Annotated in this window: 21 protein-coding genes; 8 read left to right on the top strand and 13 right to left on the bottom strand. The window is 63.7% G+C overall.

The features are described from left to right. The first annotated feature begins 115 nt into the window (after positions 1 to 115). Positions 116 to 1054, top strand: coding sequence for an alpha/beta hydrolase (locus tag FJ942_RS25060; RefSeq protein ID WP_140491116.1), 939 nt, complete (start codon positions 116 to 118; stop codon positions 1052 to 1054). 64 nt (positions 1055 to 1118) lie between these two features. On the opposite strand, the gene FJ942_RS25055 is transcribed toward FJ942_RS25060, so the two are convergent. The 5 genes from FJ942_RS25055 to FJ942_RS25035 all read right to left on the bottom strand — a co-directional run bounded on the left by FJ942_RS25055 (position 1119) and on the right by FJ942_RS25035 (position 6092). Next, on the bottom strand, positions 1119 to 2777 hold the full coding sequence (locus FJ942_RS25055; protein WP_140491118.1) for an FAD-binding dehydrogenase: 1659 nt from the start codon (positions 2775 to 2777) through the stop codon (positions 1119 to 1121). Between the two features lie 59 nt (positions 2778 to 2836). Continuing rightward, entirely contained in the window at positions 2837 to 3823 is a 987-nt protein-coding gene (locus FJ942_RS25050) for a Gfo/Idh/MocA family oxidoreductase (protein ID WP_140491121.1), read from the bottom strand. Between the two features lie 103 nt (positions 3824 to 3926). Continuing rightward, on the bottom strand, positions 3927 to 4502 hold the full coding sequence (locus FJ942_RS25045; protein WP_140491123.1) for a YceI family protein: 576 nt from the start codon (positions 4500 to 4502) through the stop codon (positions 3927 to 3929). Between the two features lie 67 nt (positions 4503 to 4569). Then, positions 4570 to 5142 carry a cytochrome b gene (locus FJ942_RS25040; RefSeq protein ID WP_140899288.1) on the bottom strand — a complete coding sequence of 191 codons (573 nt, stop codon included), beginning with the start codon at positions 5140 to 5142 and terminating at the stop codon, positions 4570 to 4572. A 59-nt stretch (positions 5143 to 5201) separates the two neighbouring features. Then, positions 5202 to 6092, bottom strand: coding sequence for a LysR family transcriptional regulator (locus FJ942_RS25035; protein ID WP_140899286.1), 891 nt, complete (start codon positions 6090 to 6092; stop codon positions 5202 to 5204). A gap of 96 nt (positions 6093 to 6188) precedes the next feature. On the opposite strand from FJ942_RS25035, the gene FJ942_RS25030 reads away from it, so the two are divergent. Then, the gene (locus FJ942_RS25030) at positions 6189 to 7184 is read left to right on the top strand and encodes an aldo/keto reductase (protein ID WP_140899284.1); all 996 of its coding nucleotides are present in this window, start codon (positions 6189 to 6191) and stop codon (positions 7182 to 7184) included. Between the two features lie 134 nt (positions 7185 to 7318). Here FJ942_RS25030 and FJ942_RS25025 read toward each other — a convergent pair whose 3' ends face one another. The 7 genes from FJ942_RS25025 to infC form a co-directional block, all read right to left on the bottom strand. Further along, a complete protein-coding gene (locus FJ942_RS25025) occupies positions 7319 to 7915 on the bottom strand; it encodes a nucleotidyltransferase family protein (RefSeq protein ID WP_140899282.1) in 597 nt (198 codons plus the stop codon). Between the two features lie 48 nt (positions 7916 to 7963). Then, positions 7964 to 10372 carry a phenylalanine--tRNA ligase subunit beta gene (gene pheT, locus FJ942_RS25020; RefSeq protein ID WP_140658352.1) on the bottom strand — a complete coding sequence of 803 codons (2409 nt, stop codon included), beginning with the start codon at positions 10370 to 10372 and terminating at the stop codon, positions 7964 to 7966. A 43-nt stretch (positions 10373 to 10415) separates the two neighbouring features. Further along, positions 10416 to 11513, bottom strand: a complete 1098-nt coding sequence (gene pheS, locus FJ942_RS25015) for a phenylalanine--tRNA ligase subunit alpha (RefSeq protein WP_140491135.1) — start codon at positions 11511 to 11513, stop codon at positions 10416 to 10418. Between the two features lie 142 nt (positions 11514 to 11655). Continuing rightward, complete coding sequence (gene rplT, locus FJ942_RS25010) at positions 11656 to 12057, bottom strand: 50S ribosomal protein L20 (protein WP_006201247.1); 402 nt, start codon at positions 12055 to 12057, stop codon at positions 11656 to 11658. Positions 12058 to 12148: 91 nt separating this feature from the next. Then, on the bottom strand, positions 12149 to 12352 hold the full coding sequence (gene rpmI / locus FJ942_RS25005; RefSeq protein ID WP_006201248.1) for a 50S ribosomal protein L35: 204 nt from the start codon (positions 12350 to 12352) through the stop codon (positions 12149 to 12151). 205 nt (positions 12353 to 12557) lie between these two features. Next, entirely contained in the window at positions 12558 to 13184 is a 627-nt protein-coding gene (locus FJ942_RS25000) for an isoprenylcysteine carboxylmethyltransferase family protein (RefSeq protein WP_140563505.1), read from the bottom strand. A 140-nt stretch (positions 13185 to 13324) separates the two neighbouring features. Next, a complete protein-coding gene (infC, locus tag FJ942_RS24995; protein WP_140491142.1) occupies positions 13325 to 13861 on the bottom strand; it encodes a translation initiation factor IF-3 in 537 nt (178 codons plus the stop codon). 218 nt (positions 13862 to 14079) lie between these two features. Between infC and FJ942_RS24990 the strand changes: the two genes are divergently transcribed. From FJ942_RS24990 to FJ942_RS24975, 4 genes are all read left to right on the top strand, one after another. Beyond that, positions 14080 to 14844 carry an alpha/beta hydrolase gene (locus tag FJ942_RS24990; protein ID WP_140625496.1) on the top strand — a complete coding sequence of 255 codons (765 nt, stop codon included), beginning with the start codon at positions 14080 to 14082 and terminating at the stop codon, positions 14842 to 14844. Positions 14845 to 14846: 2 nt separating this feature from the next. Next, the gene (locus tag FJ942_RS24985; protein WP_140554552.1) at positions 14847 to 15989 is read left to right on the top strand and encodes a benzoate/H(+) symporter BenE family transporter; all 1143 of its coding nucleotides are present in this window, start codon (positions 14847 to 14849) and stop codon (positions 15987 to 15989) included. A gap of 117 nt (positions 15990 to 16106) precedes the next feature. Continuing rightward, positions 16107 to 16589, top strand: coding sequence for a DUF2852 domain-containing protein (locus tag FJ942_RS24980; RefSeq protein ID WP_140879284.1), 483 nt, complete (start codon positions 16107 to 16109; stop codon positions 16587 to 16589). A gap of 101 nt (positions 16590 to 16690) precedes the next feature. Beyond that, the gene (locus FJ942_RS24975) at positions 16691 to 17449 is read left to right on the top strand and encodes a M48 family metallopeptidase (protein WP_140561794.1); all 759 of its coding nucleotides are present in this window, start codon (positions 16691 to 16693) and stop codon (positions 17447 to 17449) included. A 104-nt stretch (positions 17450 to 17553) separates the two neighbouring features. Here FJ942_RS24975 and FJ942_RS24970 read toward each other — a convergent pair whose 3' ends face one another. Further along, positions 17554 to 17772, bottom strand: coding sequence for a hypothetical protein (locus FJ942_RS24970; RefSeq protein ID WP_140491152.1), 219 nt, complete (start codon positions 17770 to 17772; stop codon positions 17554 to 17556). Between the two features lie 111 nt (positions 17773 to 17883). Here FJ942_RS24970 and FJ942_RS24965 point away from each other — a divergent pair, with 111 nt between their 5' ends. Then, positions 17884 to 18543: a phosphoribosylanthranilate isomerase gene (locus FJ942_RS24965; protein ID WP_140899280.1), complete on the top strand. Its 660-nt coding sequence runs from the start codon at positions 17884 to 17886 to the stop codon at positions 18541 to 18543. An 87-nt stretch (positions 18544 to 18630) separates the two neighbouring features. Then, positions 18631 to 19881, top strand: a complete 1251-nt coding sequence (trpB, locus tag FJ942_RS24960; protein ID WP_140899278.1) for a tryptophan synthase subunit beta — start codon at positions 18631 to 18633, stop codon at positions 19879 to 19881. Position 19882: the final 1 nt, after the last annotated feature.

The following is a 19882-nucleotide window of genomic DNA, read 5'->3' as shown; positions in this document are numbered from 1 at the left end:
TCAACGCTGCAATAAGGGCGATGTCGATTGAACTGCCAATCTCCCCCCTTGCGGGGGAGATGTCCGGCAGGACAGAGGGGGGTGCCTGGGCTCGCCGTTCACAGTCGGCGCGGCCATGACCGACTACAGCAAACTCATTGATGCCGAGACCCGGGCCTTCATCGAGCGGACCAATTCCTATTACCCGCCGGATACGATCGACTACACGATTGCCGAGCAGCGCGAGATCTACGCCCGCATGTGCCGGGAGTTCTTTGCCGGCTATCCCGAGGGGGTGACAGCGGAAACCACCGCTATTGCCGCACAGGCGTGCAATATCCCGATCCGCATCTATCGCAGCGCCCCGCAGGCAGTGGCAACGGTGCTCTATTACCACGGCGGCGGGTTCATCCTTGGCGGGCTCGACAGCCATGACGACGTTTGCGCCGAGCTTTGCGGCCGCACCGGCTATGACGTCGTCTCGGTCGACTACCGGCTGGCGCCGGAGCATCTGCATCCGGCTGCGTTTGACGATGCGATGAACGCCTTCGAGTGGGCGGCAGCCACCCGCGATCATCCCGTCCTGCTCTGCGGCGACAGCGCCGGTGGCAATCTCTGCGCCGCAGTCAGCCATGCGACGCGCGGCCATGCGAAGAAACCGATCGGGCAGGTGCTGATCTATCCCGGGCTCGGCGGCGACCGTTCGCGTGGCTCCTATCTGAAGCATGCCGAAGCGCCTATGCTGACCACGCGCGACCTCGAATTCTACAAGCACATCCGTACCGGCGGCGTGGACCAGACCGGCGACATCACGCTTCAGCCGCTGGCCGACGCCGATTTCGCCAACCTGCCGCCGACCGTGCTGATCACCGCCGAGTGCGATCCGCTGTCGTCGGACGGCGAGGCCTATCGCGACCGCATCGTGGCGGGCGGCGGGCGAGCCACTTGGTTCGAGGAAAAAGGGCTTGTGCACGGCTATCTCAGGGCGAGGCACACGGTCGGCCGCGCCCGCGCCAGCTTTACCCGCATCGTCGAGGCGGTGTCGGCGCTCGGCAAAAGCGAGTGGATCTGGTGAGGGCCTCCTCGCATGACAATCGACAGAAGATGATCAACCCAGCGACTGCCAAGCCGTTCGGCGCTCAGCCTACCGAACGAGCCGCCGCCCGGCCGGCGCTGCGGCCGGAGAAGATACAGCCGCCCAGGAACGTGCCTTCGAGCGCCGCATAGCCATGCACGCCGCCGCCGCCGAAACCGGCGGCTTCGCCGACCGCATAGAGGCCCTGAACCGGCTCGCCATCGCTCCCCAGCACGCGGCTTTCGAGATCGGTCTGCAGGCCACCCAGCGTCTTGCGGGTCAGGATGTTGAGGCGAACCGCGATCAGCGGGCCGTTCGCGGGATCGAGCATCTTGTGCGGCCTGGCCGTGCGGATCAGCCGGTCGCCGAGATAGGCCCGCGCTCCGCGCAGCGCGGTGACCTGCATGTCCTTGGAGAAGGGATTGTCGAGTTGCCGGTCGCGGGCGCGGATCTCGCGCTCGACATGGGCGACGTCGAGCAGCGGTTCGCCGCCGGCCAGCTTGTTCATGCGCGCCACCAGATCGGGCAGTTCGGCCTCGATGATGAAATCCTCGCCCTTCTCCATGAACGCCTTGACCGGGCCCGGAATGCCCGACGTGGCGCGGCCGAGCACCTGGCGCCAGCTCTTGCCGGTCAGGTCCGGGTTCTGCTCGGAGCCCGAGAGCGCGAACTCCTTCTGGATGATTTTTTTGGTCAGGATGAACCAGGAATAATCGAACCCGGTGCTCGTGATGTGGCTGAGCGTGCCGAGCGTGTCGAAACCGGGGTAAAGCGGCACCGGCAGGCGCTTGCCCCTGGCGTCGAGCCACAGCGACGACGGACCGGGCAGGATGCGGATGGCATGATCGGTCCAGATCGGCGCCCAGTTCCTGATGCCCTCGACATAGTGCCACATGCGGTCGCGATTGATGACGCTGCCGCCGGCCTGTTCCGTGATCGCCAGCATGCGGCCGTCGACATGGTCGGGCACGCCGGTGATCATGCACTTCGGCGCCGCGCCCAGACGCTTCGGCCAGTTTTCCCGGACCAGCTGGTGGTTGCCGCCGATGCCGCCGGAGGCGACGATCACGGCCTGCGCATGAACCTCGAAATCACCTGATATCTCACGCGAACTCTTGTGGCCGCGCTCGACGGTGCTTGGTTGCAGGATGTCGCCGCGCACCCCGTCGATCCTCGTGCCGGTGCGGATCAATTCGTTGACGCGGTGGCGGAACTTGAAGCGGATCAGTCCCTTCTTCTCGGCTTCGCGGACGCGCAGCACGAAGGGCTCGAGCACGCCGGGACCGGTGCCCCAGGTGATGTGAAAGCGGGGCACGGAATTGCCATGGCCAATGGCATTGCCGCCGCCGCGCTCGGCCCAGCCGACCACGGGAAAGAATTTCATCCCGCGCTCCAGCAGCCAGGAGCGCTTCTCGCCGGCGGCGAAGCCGACGTAGGCCTCGGCCCATTTGCGCGGCCAGTGATCCTCCGGCCGGTCGAAAGCGGCGGTGCCCAGCCAGTCTTCGAGCGCCAGCTCGTGCGAATCGCGGATGCGCATGCGCCGCTGCTCGGGCGAATCGACGAGGAACAGACCGCCGAACGACCAGAAGGCCTGGCCGCCCAGCGACTGCTCCGGTTCCTGGTCGACGATGACGATCTTCTTGCCGGCCTCGGCCAGTTCGGCGGCGGCGACCAGCCCGGCAAGGCCGGCGCCGACAATGATGACATCCGCGTCGTCAGCCAATTTCCCCTCCCGTTAGCTGGCTACCGTATGAATCTCGAACCGGAATATATCAATGATGGTCAGACCGCCTCCCAGCCATCCTTGCCGCCGGCGCGGAAGATGGCGTCGATGACCTTCTGGTTGAGCACGGATTCCTCCAGCGTGAAGACGCGCTCCTTGCCGCCCTGGGCCGCCCGCGCGAAGGTCTCGACCTCGAGCCGGTACTGCTGCGTGCCGGGAAAGCGGAACACCTGCGCCTCCGTGTGGTTCTGGTTGTGCAACTCGACGCGGTGGTGATCGTAGAGCCCGGCATTGAACGGCGAGAACACCTCGATGAACCCGTTCTCGCCATGGAACACCATCACCTGGCGCGCGGCCATCTGGGTCGAGAGATAGAAGGACAGTTCGAAGTCGCCGAAATCGGCGCGGATCGAGGAATAGATGTCGGTGCCGAATTTTTTGTCGCGCTCGATCGTCGCCTGCACGCGCAGCGGCTCCTTGCCGGTGGAAAAGCGCGTCGACACGGTCGGGTAGACGCCGATGTCGGGCAGCGCGCCGCCGCCAAGGTCGAGCTGGTTGCGCATGTTGTTGGGATCGACATTGTAATAGGAGAACGCGCCCTGTACATGGCGCAGGCGGCCGATGACGCCGCTGGCGATCAGGTCGCGCACCTTGATCCATTGCGGATGGTAGACGACCATGAAGGCTTCGCAGACCAACACCTTGCTGGCATCGCGCAGCTTGATCAGCGGCGGAATGTCCTTGGCGTCGAGCGCCAACGGCTTTTCGACCAGCACATGTTTTCCCGCCTGAATGGCCTTGGCCGTCCATTCGACATGCTGCGATGTCGGCAGCGGGATATAGACGCCGTCGACCTCGTTCGAGGCGAGCAACTCCTCATAGGAACCGAAAGCATGCGGCGCGCCGAAGCGATCGGCCAACCCACGGGCCTTCGACTGATCGCGGCTGGCGATTGCGGACAGCACGCCATTTTCCGCCTCCACGATCGCAGGCAAAAGCTGCTCGCGACCGATCTTGGCCGTCGATAACACACCCCATCGGAACATCAGGCTTCTCCTCTCGATTACAGGCGAGGAGGTTTGCCTGAAATCGGGGCAAAAGCCAATGCGGGGGCCAAGTTCCTGGCCCCACGGAGCGGGGAGCGATGGCTCAACCCCTCTTCCCCGTCAGCCTCATGTCGAAACCGACGACGTTGGAATAGATCGGCGTGCCGACATCCATTCCGTAGCGCGACCGCAGCACCTTGCCGGTGACGTGGAACCCGATCGTGCCGGACTTCAGGCCATCGAGCTCGGCGGTGAACTTTTCCGCAAACGTCTTGCCGCGCGCCGTCAGCCGGCCGGTGACAAGCGCCGTCGTATCGCCGGTGCGGGTCACGCTGGTCGAGCGGAACTGGATTTCGGGGCTGTTGGCCGCATCGAACACGGCGTCTGAACGCAGGAAAGCGTCGATGCGGCCCTGGCCGGTGCCGACGCTTTCGGGAAAAATGGTAAGGTTGACCTTCGAGCGGCTGACGTCGTCATTGTCGATGCGGATCGTGCCCTTGAAGTGGGCAAACGCACCATCGAAACCGCCGCCGCCGGCCTTGCCGATGGTGAAGCGGATCGAGGAGTCAGCCTGGCTGATCGTGTAACTGCCGGCGGCATCGTCGAGGACAACTGCTGCCCAGACAGGCACGGCAAGGCAAGCGGCAAGGGCCGCCGATCCGAGGAGTCGCGCATACATGAGATTATTTCCTTCTTCGGAGGCAACGCTCTTCGCGCCTCGCTCACAAACGAGGCCGAAGCCCGTTCTATTCCCCGCCTGAGGAAGGCGTGACGATGCGTGTGAGCACATTGTCCCTCAGTCGGAAATGATGGCGCAGTGCCGCCGTGACATGCAGCGCCACAAGTGCTGCGCCGGCATAAGCGAGGTACCAGTGCGCTGCCGCCCAGAAACTTTCGGCGGCATTGGATTCCGCGAGCGGCAGGTTGGGCATCACGAACAGGTTGAACGGCATGCTTGGAATTTCCAGCGTCGAGACCGAAACCAGCGCCCAGCCGGACAGAGGCAAAGCGATCTGGAAGGCATAGAGCGCCAGGTGAGCGAGCGGCGCCGCCCGGCGCTCCAGGGATCCGACCGAGGATGGCAAGGCCGGCGCGGCATTGCCGAGCCGCCAGGCGATGCGCAGGATGATCAGGCCGAGCAGCAGGAAGCCCAGCGATTTGTGCAGCTGGATGAGCTCGAAAGCCGTGCGCTGGCTGCTGATGCGGACCATCGCGAAACCGAGTGCGAACTGGCCGATGAAGACCAGGCCGATCAGCCAATGAAGCAGGATTGCCGCCCAGCCGTAGCGGGTCGGGGTATTTATGATCGAAGCTCGCATGGAAGGCGAACGAATGCCGCGTCGGCTTTCTTCCACCCTCCCACAAGGGAGAGGGCAGCCTATCCGCTCACCCTGAAGAAATCGATGAAGGCCCTGAGCGCAGGCCGCATCTGGCGGCGACTCGGATAGTAGACGAAGAAACCCTCGAAGGACGGACACCAATCCTCCAGCACGCGAACCAGCCGGCCATCGCGGAGCGGCTCGCGGACATAATCCTCGAAGACGAAGGCCAGCCCGGCCCCGTCGACCGCCGCCTGAGCGATTAGATGGTCTTCGTCGAGGATCAGTGGTCCTTGCGCAGCGATCTCGATCTCCTCGCCATCCCTGGCGAATTCCCAGCGGTAGAGAATGCCGCTGGAGAAGCGGAAGCGGATGCAGCGATGGTCGGACAGGTCACGCGGATGGCGCGGCCTGGGCATGGTGTCGAAATAGGAGGGCGCGCCGACCACGGCGCCGCGTATATCGGGCCCGATGCGCACCGCGATCATGTCGCGTTGCAGGCTTTCGCCAAGCCGCACGCCTGCATCGAAACCGCCTTCCACCACGTCCGTGAAGCGGTCCTCGATAACGATCTCCAGCACGATATCGGGATAAGCCGCGGCAAAGGTGCCGAGCCGCGGGGTCAGCACCAGATGGGCTGCCGTGCGCGGCACGCTCAGCCGCAGATTGCCGGCCGGCCGGTCGCGCGCCTCGACCGCCGCCTCCAGTGCCAGGTCGATCTCCGACAGCGCCGGCCGCAATCGTTCCAGCAACCGCGCGCCCTCTTCGGTCGGGGCAACGCTGCGGGTGCTGCGTGCCAACAGCCGCACGCCAAGCCGCGCCTCAAGGCTGGACACGGCATGGCTGACCGCCGACGGGGCGATCGCCAGTTCCCTGGCCGCGCCGCGAAAGCTGCCGCATTGGGCAACAGTTGCCAGCACCGCAAGCTGTGAAAGATGTGCCCGGTTCATTGATCTATTTTCGAGAACGCCCCGTGCACAGATGAGCCGATTATCGAACATAAGGCAAGGCGCTATTTCCTGAGCATCGCAACAAGAAGACGCGTGATGAGAACCCGCAAACTCGGTACTGAACTGGAAATTTTCCCGGTCGGCCTCGGCTGCATGGGCATGAGCTTTGGCTATGGCGGCCAGCCGGAAGCAGAGGCGATCGCCACCTTGCGCCGAGCCGTCGAGATCGGCGTCAATTTCTTCGACACGGCAGAGGTCTACGGGCCCTACCAGAACGAAATCCTGCTCGGCAAGGCGCTGGAGCCGGTGCGCAATCAGGTGACGATCGCAACCAAATTCGGCTTCAAAATCCTGGAGGAAGGCACCGGCACCGATCGCATGGCGGGCGTCGACAGCCGCCCCGAACACGTCAAGGCCGTCGCAGAGGCGTCACTGAAGCGGCTGGGCACCGACGTGATCGATCTCTATTACCAGCACCGCGTCGACCCGAACGTGCCGATCGAGGACACGGTCGGCGCCATGGCCGAGCTGGTGCGCGAGGGCAAGGTGCGCGCGCTCGGCCTTTCGGAAGCGAGTGCCGCCACCATCCGCCGGGCGCATGCCGTGCATCCGATCGCGGCCGTCCAGAGCGAATATTCGCTGTGGAGCCGTGACCCGGAAGACGAGGTGTTCGCCGTCTGCCGCGAACTCGGCATCGGTTTCGTTCCCTATAGCCCGCTCGGCCGTGGCCTCTTGACCGGCACGATCGCCAAGCCCGAAACGCTTGATGACGACGACTGGCGCCGCACCTTGCCGCGCTTTCAGGCCGACGCCATGGAAGCCAATGGCAAAGTCGTGGCCACGCTGGAAAAACTGGCGACCGAAAAGGGAGTGACCTCGGCACAGCTGGCGCTCGCCTGGGTACTGCACCAGGACGATTTCATTGTCCCCATCCCGGGCGCCCGAAAGATCCGCCATCTCGAGCAGAACACGGCGGCGGCTGATATCGAGCTGAGTGCCGCAGAGGTACAGACCATCGGCGATGCACTGTCGCCTGATAAGGTCATGGGCAAGCGCTACACAGAGGAGCTGCTGGCGCTGGTGAATGGGTGAGCTTTCACCCTCCCCCTGTGCGGAGGTCGGCTCGCTGTCGCAGCGAAGCGAAGACAGGGGTGGGGTGGCGATGCGCGATACAGAAGATCACGGATGTCGGCGCGAGGCACCCCCCTCTGTCCTGCCGACATTTCCTACCATGGCACGACCGTAATCTCCGGCCAGTAATCCCGCGCCCGCTGGCCCTTCGCCTCATGCGTCCGCTGATTGTCCATCGCCCGGTTCGGCGTGATGCGGAACGAGAAGACGTCGTCGAGACCGAACGGCGCCAGCAGTTCCAGTTGACAATCCGCGTCGTATCGCACCCCGACCGCATGTGTCTTCGACGCAAAAAACCGGACCGACTCGCTCGAACTCGTGTAGCGCGGACAGGGCCGCCCGAACTTCTGCGGGTACCACAAATGCACCCGCGCTTGGTTGCGCACCTCGACGGGCAGCCCCTGGAAATGCTTCGCCGCCCGGCGGATGACGGCGTCCTCGGCCTCGTAGGACAGGTCGCTATCGTCGAAATAGAACAGGTCGACATCCTTGATGCCATAACCCGACGGCTTCCCCGTCAGATGGTTCCAGACCGAGTTATAGAGCACGCCGGAGACCACCAGCCAGTCCGGAAGATCGAGCGTGCGGGCACATACCAGCGCCTGGCGCACGAGCGCATCCGACAGCAGGATGTCGAGAAACGCAGCGCGTTGTGCTTCGAACGGGAGCCCGGAATAGTGCAAATGGTCCATCGCCCTTTGGAGGGCGATTCGCCGTGCTCCCGCAATCCCGGAAAGAGGCTATGCCCTGAGCACGCCTCCAGTCTGCTTGCCGACATTCTCGACGATGCGCCTGGCCAACGCCTCGAAATCCTCGTCGGTCAGCGTCTTCTCGACCGGCTGGATCGACACTTCGATGGCGATGGACTTCTTGCCCTCGCCGAGCGCCGCACCTTCGAAAACATCAAAGACCGAGACGCCGGTGACCAGCTTCTTGTCCGCGGCGAGCGCCGCGCGTACCAGCGTGCCGGCCTCGACCGCCTTGTCGACGACGAAGGCGAAGTCGCGCTTCACCGCCTGGAAGGCGGAGAGATCCAGCCTGGGCTTGGTTTTCGTCGGCTTTGCCTTGGGCTCGGGCACGGCATCGACATACACTTCGAAGCCGCAGAGCGGGCCGGAGACGTCGAGCCCTTCCAGCGTTTTTGGATGAAATTCACCGAACGTGCCGAGCACCGTCTTCGGTCCGAGCTTGATCGTTCCGGAACGACCAGGATGGTACCAGGACGGGCCGCCGGCCTCGATCTGCAGCCGCTCGACCGGCGCGCCGCAGGCTTCGAGTGCGGCGATGGCATCAGCCTTGGCGTCGAACACGCCGACCGGACCGGAATTGCCAGCCCAGTTGCGGCCGGAACCGTCGAGCTTGGCGGTGCCGCGCCGCACGCCGGCGGCAACGCGCCGTTGCTGGTCGGCGCCGTCGCCCTCATAGGTGCCGGAGACCTCGAACAACGCCACGTCGCCAATGCCCTTGTCGGCATTGCGCTGGGCGGCTGCGATCAGGCCGGGCAGCAGCGAGGGCCGCATGTCGGACATGTCGGCGGCGATCGGGTTGGCGAGCTTGAGCGAAGCCTGCCCGCCGCCGAATAGTTCGGCGTGCCTGGCGGGGATGAACGACCAGGTGACTGCCTCCATCATGCCGCGCACGGCCAGCGCCCGCTTGGCCGCGCGGGTGCGGATCTGCAGCGTCGTCAGGATCTTGCCGTTGACCGCGTCATGCGCGCCGAGCGGCTGCGAAGCGATGTTGTCGACGCCGTGGATGCGCATCACCTCCTCGACCAGGTCGGCCTTGCCGTCGACATCGGGACGCCAGGACGGCACGGCGATTTCGACGACATCGCCCGAACCCTCAGGCTTGAAGCCGAGGCGCGTGAGAATATCGAGGCTTTCCGCCGTCGGCACTTCTATGCCGGTCAGCCGCTTCACTTCCGACAGCGGGAAGGAGACGATCTTGGGCTGATGGCCGGCATAGCCGGCCACCTCGATTTCCGTCGGCGTGCCGCCGCAGAAATCAAGCACCAGCCGGGTCGCAAGCTCAACGCCCGGCACCATGAATTCGGGGTCGACCCCGCGCTCGAAACGATAGCGGGCATCGGTGATGATGCCGAGCGCGCGCCCGGTGCGGGCCGTGGTGATCGGGTCCCAGAGTGCGGATTCGATCAGCACGTCGGTCGTGTTCTCGTCGCAGCCGGAACGCTCGCCGCCCATGATGCCGGCGATCGATTCCACGCCATTGTCATCGGCGATGACGCACATCTCCGGCGTCAACGTGTATTCGCGGCCGTCGAGCGCCAGTACCTTTTCGCCATCCCTGGCGCGACGCACGACAAGATTGCCGGCGACCTTGCCGGCATCGAAGACATGCAGCGGCCTGCCACGATCGAAGGTGACGTAGTTGGTGATATCGACCAGCGCGCTGATGGGCCTCAGCCCAATGGCGATCAGCCGCTGCTGGAGCCATTTCGGGGACGGGCCGTTCTTGACGCCGCTGACCAGATTGAGCGCGAAGCCGGGGCAGAGTTCCGGCGCTTCGATCGTCACCTTGACGGGGCACATTCCATTGCCGACATGCGGCATGATCGCGCCGCCGACGAGGCGGCCGAGACCGCTCGCCGCGAGATCCCGGGCGATGCCGTAAACGCTGGTGGCATCAGGCCGGTTTGGCGTCAGATTGATCTCGATGACCGGATCGTCGAGATGCGCGTAAGCGGCGAAGCTGGTGCCGACCGGCGCATCTTCGGGCAGGTCGATGATGCCGTTGTGCTCGTCGGAAAGTTCCAGCTCGCGCTCGGAACACATCATGCCGTGGCTTTCGACGCCCCTGATCTTGCCAACCGTCAGCGTCACATCGATGCCGGGCACATAAGTGCCGGGCGCGGCGAAGGCGCCGATCATGCCCGCCCGCGCATTGGGTGCGCCACAGACGACCTGCACCGGCGGCTTGCCGTCGCCGGTGTCGACGGTCAGCACCCGCAGCCGGTCGGCGTCGGGATGCTGCACCGCCGTCAGCACCCTGGCGATGACGAAGGGCTTCAGGCTCGCCTTGTCGTCGACATGCTCGACCTCGAGGCCGATCGAGGTCAGCCGCTCGACGATCTCGCCGAGCGAGGCGTCGGTCTCGAGATGATCCTTGAGCCAGGAGAGGGTGAATTTCATGATGCTGTTCCGTAATGTATCGCAGCAGGAATCGTCTTGACCGTCACGCGCTCAGGCCCCCGAACAAAGTCGGCATGTCGAGCGGCCGGAAGCCGTAATGCGACAGCCAGCGCACATCGGCATCGAAGAAGGCGCGCAGATCCGGCATGCCGTATTTCAGCATGGCGATGCGGTCGATGCCCATGCCCCAGGCAAAGCCCTGATATTCATCGGGATCGAGCCCGCCAGCGCGCAGAACGTTGGGGTGCACCATGCCGCAGCCCAGGATCTCCATCCAGTCGGAGCCTTCGCCGAAGCGCACCTCGCCTGGCCGCGAGCGGTCGCACTGGATATCGACCTCGAGGCTTGGCTCGGTGAACGGGAAGAAGGACGGCCGGAAGCGCATCTTGACCGACGGCACCTCGAAGAAGGCCTTGCAGAACTCTTCCAGCACCCACTTCATGTTGGCGACGTTGGCCGATTTGTCGATCACCAGCCCTTCGACCTGATGGAACATCGGCGAGTGGGTGGCGTCGGAATCCTGCCGGTAGGTCTTGCCCGGAATGACGATGCGGATCGGCGGCTTCTGCTTCTCCATGGTGCGGATCTGCACCGGCGAGGTGTGGGTGCGCAGAAGCTTGCGCTCGCCCTTCTCGTCCGGCTGGAAGAAGAAGGTGTCATGCATCTCGCGCGCCGGATGGCCTTCCGGGAAATTCAGCGCGGTGAAATTGTAATAGTCGGTCTCGATGTCGGGCCCTTCGGCGATGGCGAAGCCGAGATCGCCGAAGATCGCCGCGATCTCGTCGATGACCTGGCTGATCGGATGAATGCGGCCGCGCTCGGCCGGCGACTGCCGCACCGGCAGCGTCACGTCGACCTTCTCCGCGGCGAGGCGGGCAGTGATGGCAACATCCCTGAGTTCCGCCTTGCGCGCGGTGAGCGCATCGGTGACGCGGTTCTTGAGGCCGTTGATGGCGGGGCCTTTGACCTGGCGCTCCTCAGCGCTCATCGAGCCGAGCGTCTTCAGCATTTCCGAGATCGACCCCTTCTTGCCAAGGGCTGCCACGCGCACGGCTTCTATCGCGGCCTCGTCAGCAGCCGACGCTATGTCGGCGAGCAGCGAAGCTTCCAGGCTTTCAAGATTTCCAGCGGTGGCGTTCACGGCGAAACTCTCTCGATCGGGCAACCCACCATCACCGGGCGTGTCACCAATTTGGTTACATCAGGCATAAGAAAAACCCGCGCCAGCCGTGCCAGCGCGGGTTCCCCAAATCAGAATTTCGAATGCTTGGGAAGCGCTGGTCTTAGGCGACAGCGCTTTCAAAAGCATTCGGGGTGGTGTTCTTGAGGTACTCAAGAGCAACCTTGGCCTTGGCCACGAGCGCGGCGAAAGCCTGCGGCTCGTGGATGGCCATATCCGACAGGATCTTGCGATCGATCTCAATGCCAGCCTTGTTGAGGCCGTCGATGAAACGGCCATAGGTCAGGCCGTGCTCGTGCGTCGCGGCGTTGATGCGCTGGATCCACAGCGCGCGGAACGAGCGCTTGCGGTTCTTGCGGTCGCGATAGGCGTATTGCAGCGACTTTTCCACCGCCTGCTTGGCGATGCGGATGGTGTTCTTGCGGCGGCCGTAGAAGCCTTTCGCGGCTTTCAGGACCTTCTTGTGCTTGGCGTGCGAGGTGACGCCTCTTTTTACGCGTGCCATGTCATGATCTCCTTAAAAGCAATTCCAGGAAAAGTGCCTTGCGGTTTTCCGTTCGGAATTGCGTAAAACAAATTCGTGTTCGGCCGAATGCTCAGAGGCCGTTCGGCAGAAAATTCTTGATGACCTTCTTGCCATCCGGTTCAGCCAGAACCATCGTGCCGCGGGCATTTCGAATGAACTTGTTGGAACGCTTGATCATGCCGTGACGCTTGCCGGCCGCAGCCGACAGGACTTTACCCGTACCGGTGATCTTGAACCGCTTCTTGGCGGCCGATTTGGTCTTCATCTTGGGCATTTTGCTACTCCGTATTGTGGCGCACCATCGCGCTTCTTGTTCGCTTCGGGCCGACCAAAGCCCGAAAAGCAAATGAAACCGCCACGGCATGCCCTGCCGGGCGGTTTCTTGGAACGGCGGTCCTATACGTCAAAGCAGGCGACTGTGCAACACCCACCGCGCCGCGCGTTTCCCCGAACGCCCGGATGCGGCGCCCGGTCCTTCATCAGGGGAGCGTAAACAACACCGGCAACATACCCGACTGCTGGGCGCCGTCGATCAGTTCGAAGGCCGGCAGCGCGATGAGGAACACCAGGCCGTCGAGAAGCGTTGTCAAGAGCAGGCGCGGCTTGAAGCTGCCGGTGTCGCCTTCCTGGTAAAGGGAAAGCTTCGGAAAGAAGCGCGGCACTCTTGCCAGATAGGCCTGATAGGGCTCGCCGAGCGCTTCCTTAAGGAATTTCTCCTCGCGCAGGATGACGATATGGAAGGCCCCCGCACACAGGACAGCGAACAGAATGATGCCGGAGAACGAGCCGATCTGCGCGCCGACGCCGGCCGCGGCCACAGTCGAGAACACATAGAGCGGGTTGCGGGTGATCGAATAAGGCCCGCCCGTCACAACTTCGGAAGATTTGCGCCCACCTATGTAGAGCGTCGACCAAAGGCGGCCGCAGATACCCAGGAAAATCAGCAGCACGCCGAACATCTCGATCGTTTCATGCATCGCCGTATCAGGCGGAAAGCTCGATTGCCCGAACAGCAGGGCTGCGAACAGCACCACCACGAGCACGGCAAGCACCAGCCTGCGCGTGCGCTGGTAGCCACCCAGCCCGTATTTGAGTTTTTTGTCCAAGGGAGGAATCCGATCGTCGAGAGCTTAGCCGGCGACCGCAGCTATGGCCGAGAAATGGGCGTCCCGCCGATCGCCGGGACGCCCTGTAGCACAATTCAGGCGGAATTGGAGCGCGTCGGTCGCGCTAACCTTATCGTGATCTAGCGCGGCGCCAGCACCATCATCATCTGGCGGCCTTCGAGCTTCGGCTCCGCTTCCACCTTGGCGATGGTAGCCACTTCCTCACGCACCTTGTTCAGAAGCTGCATGCCGAGCTCCATATGCGCCATCTCGCGGCCACGGAAGCGCAATGTCAGCTTGACCTTGTCGCCTTCCTCGAAGAAGCGGCGCACCGCCTTCATCTTGGTCTCGTAGTCGTGGCTGTCGATGTTCGGGCGCATCTTGATCTCCTTGATCTCGATGACCTTCTGGTTCTTGCGCGCCTCGGCCGCCTTCTTCTGGTTGGCGTATTTCAACTTGCCGAGATCGAGGATTTTTACGACGGGCGGCTGCGCGTTGGGCGATATCTCGACGAGATCGAGCCCTGCCTCTTCGGCGAGCAGCAATGCGTCGTTGATGGAAACATCGCCACGGTTCTGGCCTTCGGCGTCGATAAGCTGGACCCGGGGAACCCGGATGTCACGATTGGAGCGCGGCCCATCCTTGGTCGGCGCCGCTGCTTTGAAAGGTCTGCGAATGGTCGTGGTCTCCTTGGCCGTTTCGTTCTGGATTTGCAGGTGTTGATATGTGGACGCGCCAATGTGGTGAGCGCGCGGGCGGAGTCAATAGCACAGCATTGACAGAAAATCACCTGATCGCTGCCTGCGGCAAACAAAGAAAGATCGCGAGCACTTTTCGCCACACCACTGGCTGTGTCACAAGACCCTGCGCCGAAAGTCGGCGTGAGGAAAAAGCCATGACTGCCCCTGTCTTTCTGGATGTCGACGGATCGAGCATCGCGGTGCGCCATATTGCGGGCGCGACGCCTGGCGTCGTCTGGCTCGGCGGCTACAAGTCGGACATGCTGGGCACGAAGGCTGAAGCGCTTTCGGACTGGGCGGCAAAAGAAGGCCGCGCCTTCCTGCGCCATGACTATTCCGGACACGGCGAATCCGGCGGCGCCTTTGCCGACGGCACGATCTCGAAATGGCTTTCGCAAAGCCTGGCCGTGTTCCGGCATTTCACCAGCGGCAGCCAGATCCTGGTCGGCTCGTCGATGGGCGCCTGGATCGCCCTGCGCATGGTGCAGGAATTGCGCAAGGCAGGCGACGCAAGCGTCGTCGGTCTGGTGCTTCTAGCACCGGCGCCGGATTTTACCGCAGAACTGGTCGAACCGGTGCTGACCAAAGCGCAGAAGCGCGACCTTGCCAAAAAAGGCTTCTTCGAGGAGCCGTCGGACTATTCCACCGAGCCCTACATCTACACGCGCGCGCTGATCGAGGATGGGCGCGACAACCTGGTCATGACAGGCCCGCTCGACACGCACTGCCCCGTACACGTCTTGCAGGGCCTGGCCGATCGGGACGTGCCGTCGAGCCATGCGCTGAGGCTGGTCAGCCTGCTGCCGGCCGACGATGTCACGCTGTCGCTGATCCCGGACGGCGACCACCGGCTGTCGCGGCCGCAGGATCTCGACATGCTGGTGCGGGCGGTCGGCGACATGGCCGCGCGGGGCAAGTGACGATGCGCCTTTCCATCCCGATCTCAGCCTTCGTCGCGGCCATCGTCGGCTTCGGCGGCACGCTGGCCATCGTCATTGCCGCCGCCCACGCGGTCGAGGCCACGCAAATTCAGACCGCGAGTTGGGTGACCACGATCTGCCTGGCCATGGCGGTCGAAAGCCTGTGGCTGTCCTGGCGAACGAAAATGCCCATCATCACCGCATGGTCGACGCCGGGCCTGGCGCTGATGGCGGCGTCGAGCGGTTTTTCGATCGGCGAGGCCGTCGCCGCCTTCATCGTCACCGGCATTCTTTTGGTCGCCACCGGGCTGTTCCGGCCGCTGACGAAACTGATCTCGGGGATACCGCCCTCGGTCGCTTCAGGAATGCTGGCCGGCATTGTCGTCACCTTCGCGCTCAATGCGGTCAAAACTGTTCCCGCCGATCCCTGGCTGATCCTGCCGTTGATCGCCGCCTTCTTCGTCATCCGCCTGTTCAATCCGGCGCTGTCGGTGCTGGCAGTGCTGGTCGGCGGCGGTCTCGCCGCGTTTCTCACCGGCCGCGTCGGCGGTTTGCCCACTCCTGAACTGTCGACGCTCACTCTGATCGCGCCTGTGTTCACCGCCAAGGCGATAATCGGCCTGGCAGTACCGCTCTACCTGGTCACCATGGCTTCGCAGAACCTGTCGGGCCTCGCCGTGCTGCGCGCCGCCGGCTACCATCCGGAACCCGGTCCGCTGATCGGCATCACCGGCCTGTTTTCGCTGCTTTCGGCGCCGTTCGGCGGCTCGACCACCAATCTGGCGGCAATTTCGGCGGCTATCTGCACCGGGCCCGACGTTCATCCAGACCCAACGGAGCGCTGGAAGACAGGGCCGTTCTATGCCCTTGCCTATCTGATCTTCGCGATTTTCGGCGCCTCCCTGGTGGCGATCTTCGCCGTCCTGCCGCAGAGCCTGATCGTGCTGGTTGCGGGTCTTGCGCTGATGGCCTCGCTGGCCAACGCGCTGGCGATCGCGCTCAAGGACGAAAGCGAGCGCATGGCCGCCACCGTCACTTTTGTCGTCACCGCCTCCGGGCTGACCTTGTTCGGCGTCGGCGCCGCATTCTGGGGACTGATTGCCGGGCTGGTCGTGCTTTTTCTCGATATGCTCAAAAAGCGATAATCATTTCAGCAGCTTGTCCGGTTTTAGCCGACATTGTCTTGAATCGCCGTTTTTGCCTTCCCATTTCGATTCCACGCAGCCGGTCCTGGCTGTCTCCAACCGAAGGAATGGGAGAAAATGAACACATCCGCATTGATCCGCCCGGCCTGGACGCCGGCAACCATCGCGTTGATGGTGATCGGCTTCATGGTGTTCTGGCCGCTCGGCTTTGCCATGCTCGCCTACATCATCTGGGGCGACCGGCTCGAGGGCTTCAAGCGTGACGTCAACCGCGCGACCGACGGCATCTTCGCCGGCTGCCGCCGCGGTTCCGACAAAGCCGCGCGCTGGGGCCACGGCTCCGCCCGGACCGGCAACGTCGCGTTTGACGACTGGCGCGAAAAGGAGCTTGAACGCCTGGCCGAGGAACGCCGCAAGCTCGACGACATGTTGACCGAGTTCGACGACTACGCCCGCGAATTGCGTCGCGCCAAGGACCAGGACGAGTTCGATCGCTTCATGGCGAACCGCAACAAGTCGACCGCTCCGGCCAAGAGCGGCCCGAGCACCGGCACGTCCCCCACCAAGCGTGGCAAAGGCTCGAACCTGCTTGACGACTGAGGCCGAGCGACAGGCCCGATCGTGAAAAAAACGGCGTCGCGCGAGCGGCGCCGTTTCTTTTTTGTTCTATTCGTTTTTCTCGAATCGCGTATCGTCCGGCCATGACCCTCGGATTCTTCCGCAATCTGACAAAGCCCAAGCCCACGCCTGTCGTGGAGCGAGAATATTGCGTTGCCGGCCGCACGCTGCCGCTCAAGATCGTCGAGAGCGCCAGGGCGCGGCGTCTGACGCTACGCATCGATTCCGGCGGCCAGGGCCTGCGTATCACCGTGCCGCCGGGCCTGCGCCGCGGCGAGGTGGAGCGGTTCCTCGATCGTCATCAGGACTGGCTGGAGCAGCGGCTGGCCAAGGTGCCGACACGGCCGCAGGTACGGCCGGGCATCAAGATACCAATCCGCGGCGTGCCGCACCGCATCGTGCATGAGCCGTCAAGGCGCGGCACCGTCACCGTGTCGCGCGACGAACGCGGCCCGCTGCTGATCGTGCATGGCGAGCGCATCCACCTGCCGCGCCGCATCGCCGATTTTTTGAAGCGCGAGGCCAAGAAGGAGATCGAGAAGCTGGTGGCCAGGCACACCGAGGCGCTTGGCAAGCGCGCCAAGGCGATCCGCTACAAGGACACGTCCAGCCGCTGGGGCTCGTGCACTTCCGAAGGCAATTTGTCCTTTTCCTGGCGCATCATGATGGCGCCGCCACCCGTCATCAACTACCTCGTCGCGCATGAAGTAGCGCATCTGAAAGAGATGAACCACGGCCCGAAATTCTGGAAATTGTGCGAAAAGCTCTGTCCCGACACCGACCGCTGCAAGGACTGGCTGAAGCGCAATGGCGGCGCCCTGCAGGCGATCGTTTTCGAGTAGCGCGATCGCGAAGCGTCGCACGGTGCCTGAGGATAAGCTGTTGCGTGGTGATCCTTCACACCTCCTGTCGCGCCAGCGTTTACGTTCTTACTGGCCGCACGAACTCAATCGTCATTCGCGGCGTTCAACTCTTCAGGCCGCAGCCCCTCTTCGCTATGATGCGGCCACGGTAAAAAATTCCGATCGAAGGCGTCGGTGTCGAAATAATCGAGCGCCCGATGCGCCTCGGCGCCGTTGAAGGCGGCCTTGTCCATCAAATGCGCGATCACCTCGCGCGCCTGCGCGATCTTCTGCCTGAGTTCGGCAACGGTTCTGTCAGTCATGATGTTCTCCCGCCTTGCATGCTTTCCCATGATAGGTAGCGCCTTTGGCCCTGCCGGCAAACAGCATGCTTTTTCTCGACTCTGCCTCGATTTCATGTCAATTCCCGCGCCATGGCACTCGACGTCAAAATCTGCGGCTTGAAGACCGACCAGGCAATGGCCGCGGCGCTGGTCGGCGGCGCCAGCCATGTCGGCTTCATTTTCTTTGCCAAGAGCCCGCGTTACATCGAACCGGCTGCAGCCGGGCGGTTGCGCGAAGCCGCGCGCGGCAAGGCTTTGGCGGTTGCCGTTACCGTCGACGCCAACGACAGCTTCCTGGACGACATCGTCGACAGCATGCGCCCGGACACGCTGCAGCTGCACGGCTCGGAAACGCCCGAACGGGTGGCCGAACTGAAAGCCCGCTATGACCTGCCGGTCATGAAGGCGCTGCCGCTCAGCGAAGCCGCCGATCTCGAGCGCATCAAACCGTTTGTCGGGGTCGCGGACCGGTTCCTGTTCGACGCCAAGCCGCCGAAGGGCTCCGAGCTGCCGGGCGGCAATGGCGTTGCGTTCGACTGGCGCGTCCTGACCGGCCTTGACGCGGGGCTCGATTACATGCTTTCCGGTGGGCTCAACGCCGCCAATATCGGCGATGCCCTTCGGCTTGCCAGCCCGCCCGGAATTGATGTTTCCTCCGGCGTGGAAAGCGCGCCGGGCATCAAGGATCCGGCGCTGATCGAGCAGTTTTTCCGGGCCGTCAAGGCAGCGCGAGACGACCGCGCCGCCTGACCGGCTCAAACCCGAGCATGTCCCGAAAGTGGAAAACGGTTTTCGACAGGACATGCTTAAGAAAATCGAGATGCCAGGAGATCGGCGATGAACAAGCCGGCGACACTCAATTCCTTCCGCACCGGACCCGACGAACAGGGCATGTTTGGCATTTTCGGCGGTCGTTTCGTGGCCGAAACGCTGATGCCGCTGATCCTCGACCTCGAACGGCACTGGAACGAGGTCAAGAACGATCCGGATTTCAGGGCCGAGCTCACCGATCTTTCGACCCATTATGCGGGGCGGCCGTCGAAGCTTTATTTCGCCGAAGGACTGACCAGGCATCTTCGTGAGGTTTCCTCGGCGAAGGGCATCGGGGGCGGCGCAAAGGTTTATTTCAAGCGCGAGGACCTGAACCATACCGGTTCGCACAAGATCAACAATTGCCTCGGCCAGATCCTGCTGGCCAAGCGCATGGGCAAGACGCGCATCATCGCCGAGACCGGGGCCGGCCAGCACGGCGTGGCATCGGCCACGGTCGCGGCCCGTTTTGGGTTTCCCTGCGTCGTCTATATGGGCGCGACCGACGTTGCCCGCCAGAGCCCCAACGTGTTCCGCATGAAGCTGCTCGGCGCCGAAGTGCGGCCGGTGACCGCTGGCCATGGCACGCTGAAGGACGCCATGAACGAGGCGCTGCGCGACTGGGTGACCAATGTCGAGGACACTCATTACCTGATCGGCACCGCCGCCGGCCCGCACCCCTATCCAGAGCTGGTGCGCGACTTCCAGTCGGTGATCGGTTCGGAGGCGCGCGCTCAGATCCTCGAGCAGGAAGGCCGGTTGCCCGACACCATCATCGCCGCCGTCGGCGGCGGCTCCAACGCCATCGGCCTGTTCCATCCGTTCCTCGACGACAAGGATGTCCGCATCATCGGCATCGAGGCTGGCGGGCGTGGCCTCGACGGCGTCGAGCACTGCGCCTCGATGAACGCCGGCGCGCCGGGCGTGCTGCATGGCAACCGCACCTATCTCCTGCAAAATGCCGACGGCCAGATCATGGACGGCCATTCGATCTCGGCCGGCCTCGATTACCCCGGCGTCGGCCCGGAGCATTCCTGGCTGCGCGACTCTGGCCGCGTCGAATATGTGCCGATCCTCGACGACGAGGCGCTGGAGGCCTTCAAGCTGACCACACGCGTCGAAGGCATCATCCCGGCGCTCGAATCGGCGCACGCCATCGCCCATGCGGTGAAGATCGTGCCCGCCATGGACAAGGACCAGATCGTCATCGTCAACCTGTCCGGCCGCGGCGACAAGGACGTGCATACGGTGGCTTCGATGCTGGGCATGGAGATCTGAT

The organism is Mesorhizobium sp. B2-4-2, assembly GCF_006442845.1.
Lineage (GTDB): Bacteria > Pseudomonadota > Alphaproteobacteria > Rhizobiales > Rhizobiaceae > Mesorhizobium.
This window is presented reverse-complemented; position numbering and strand designations above follow the sequence as displayed.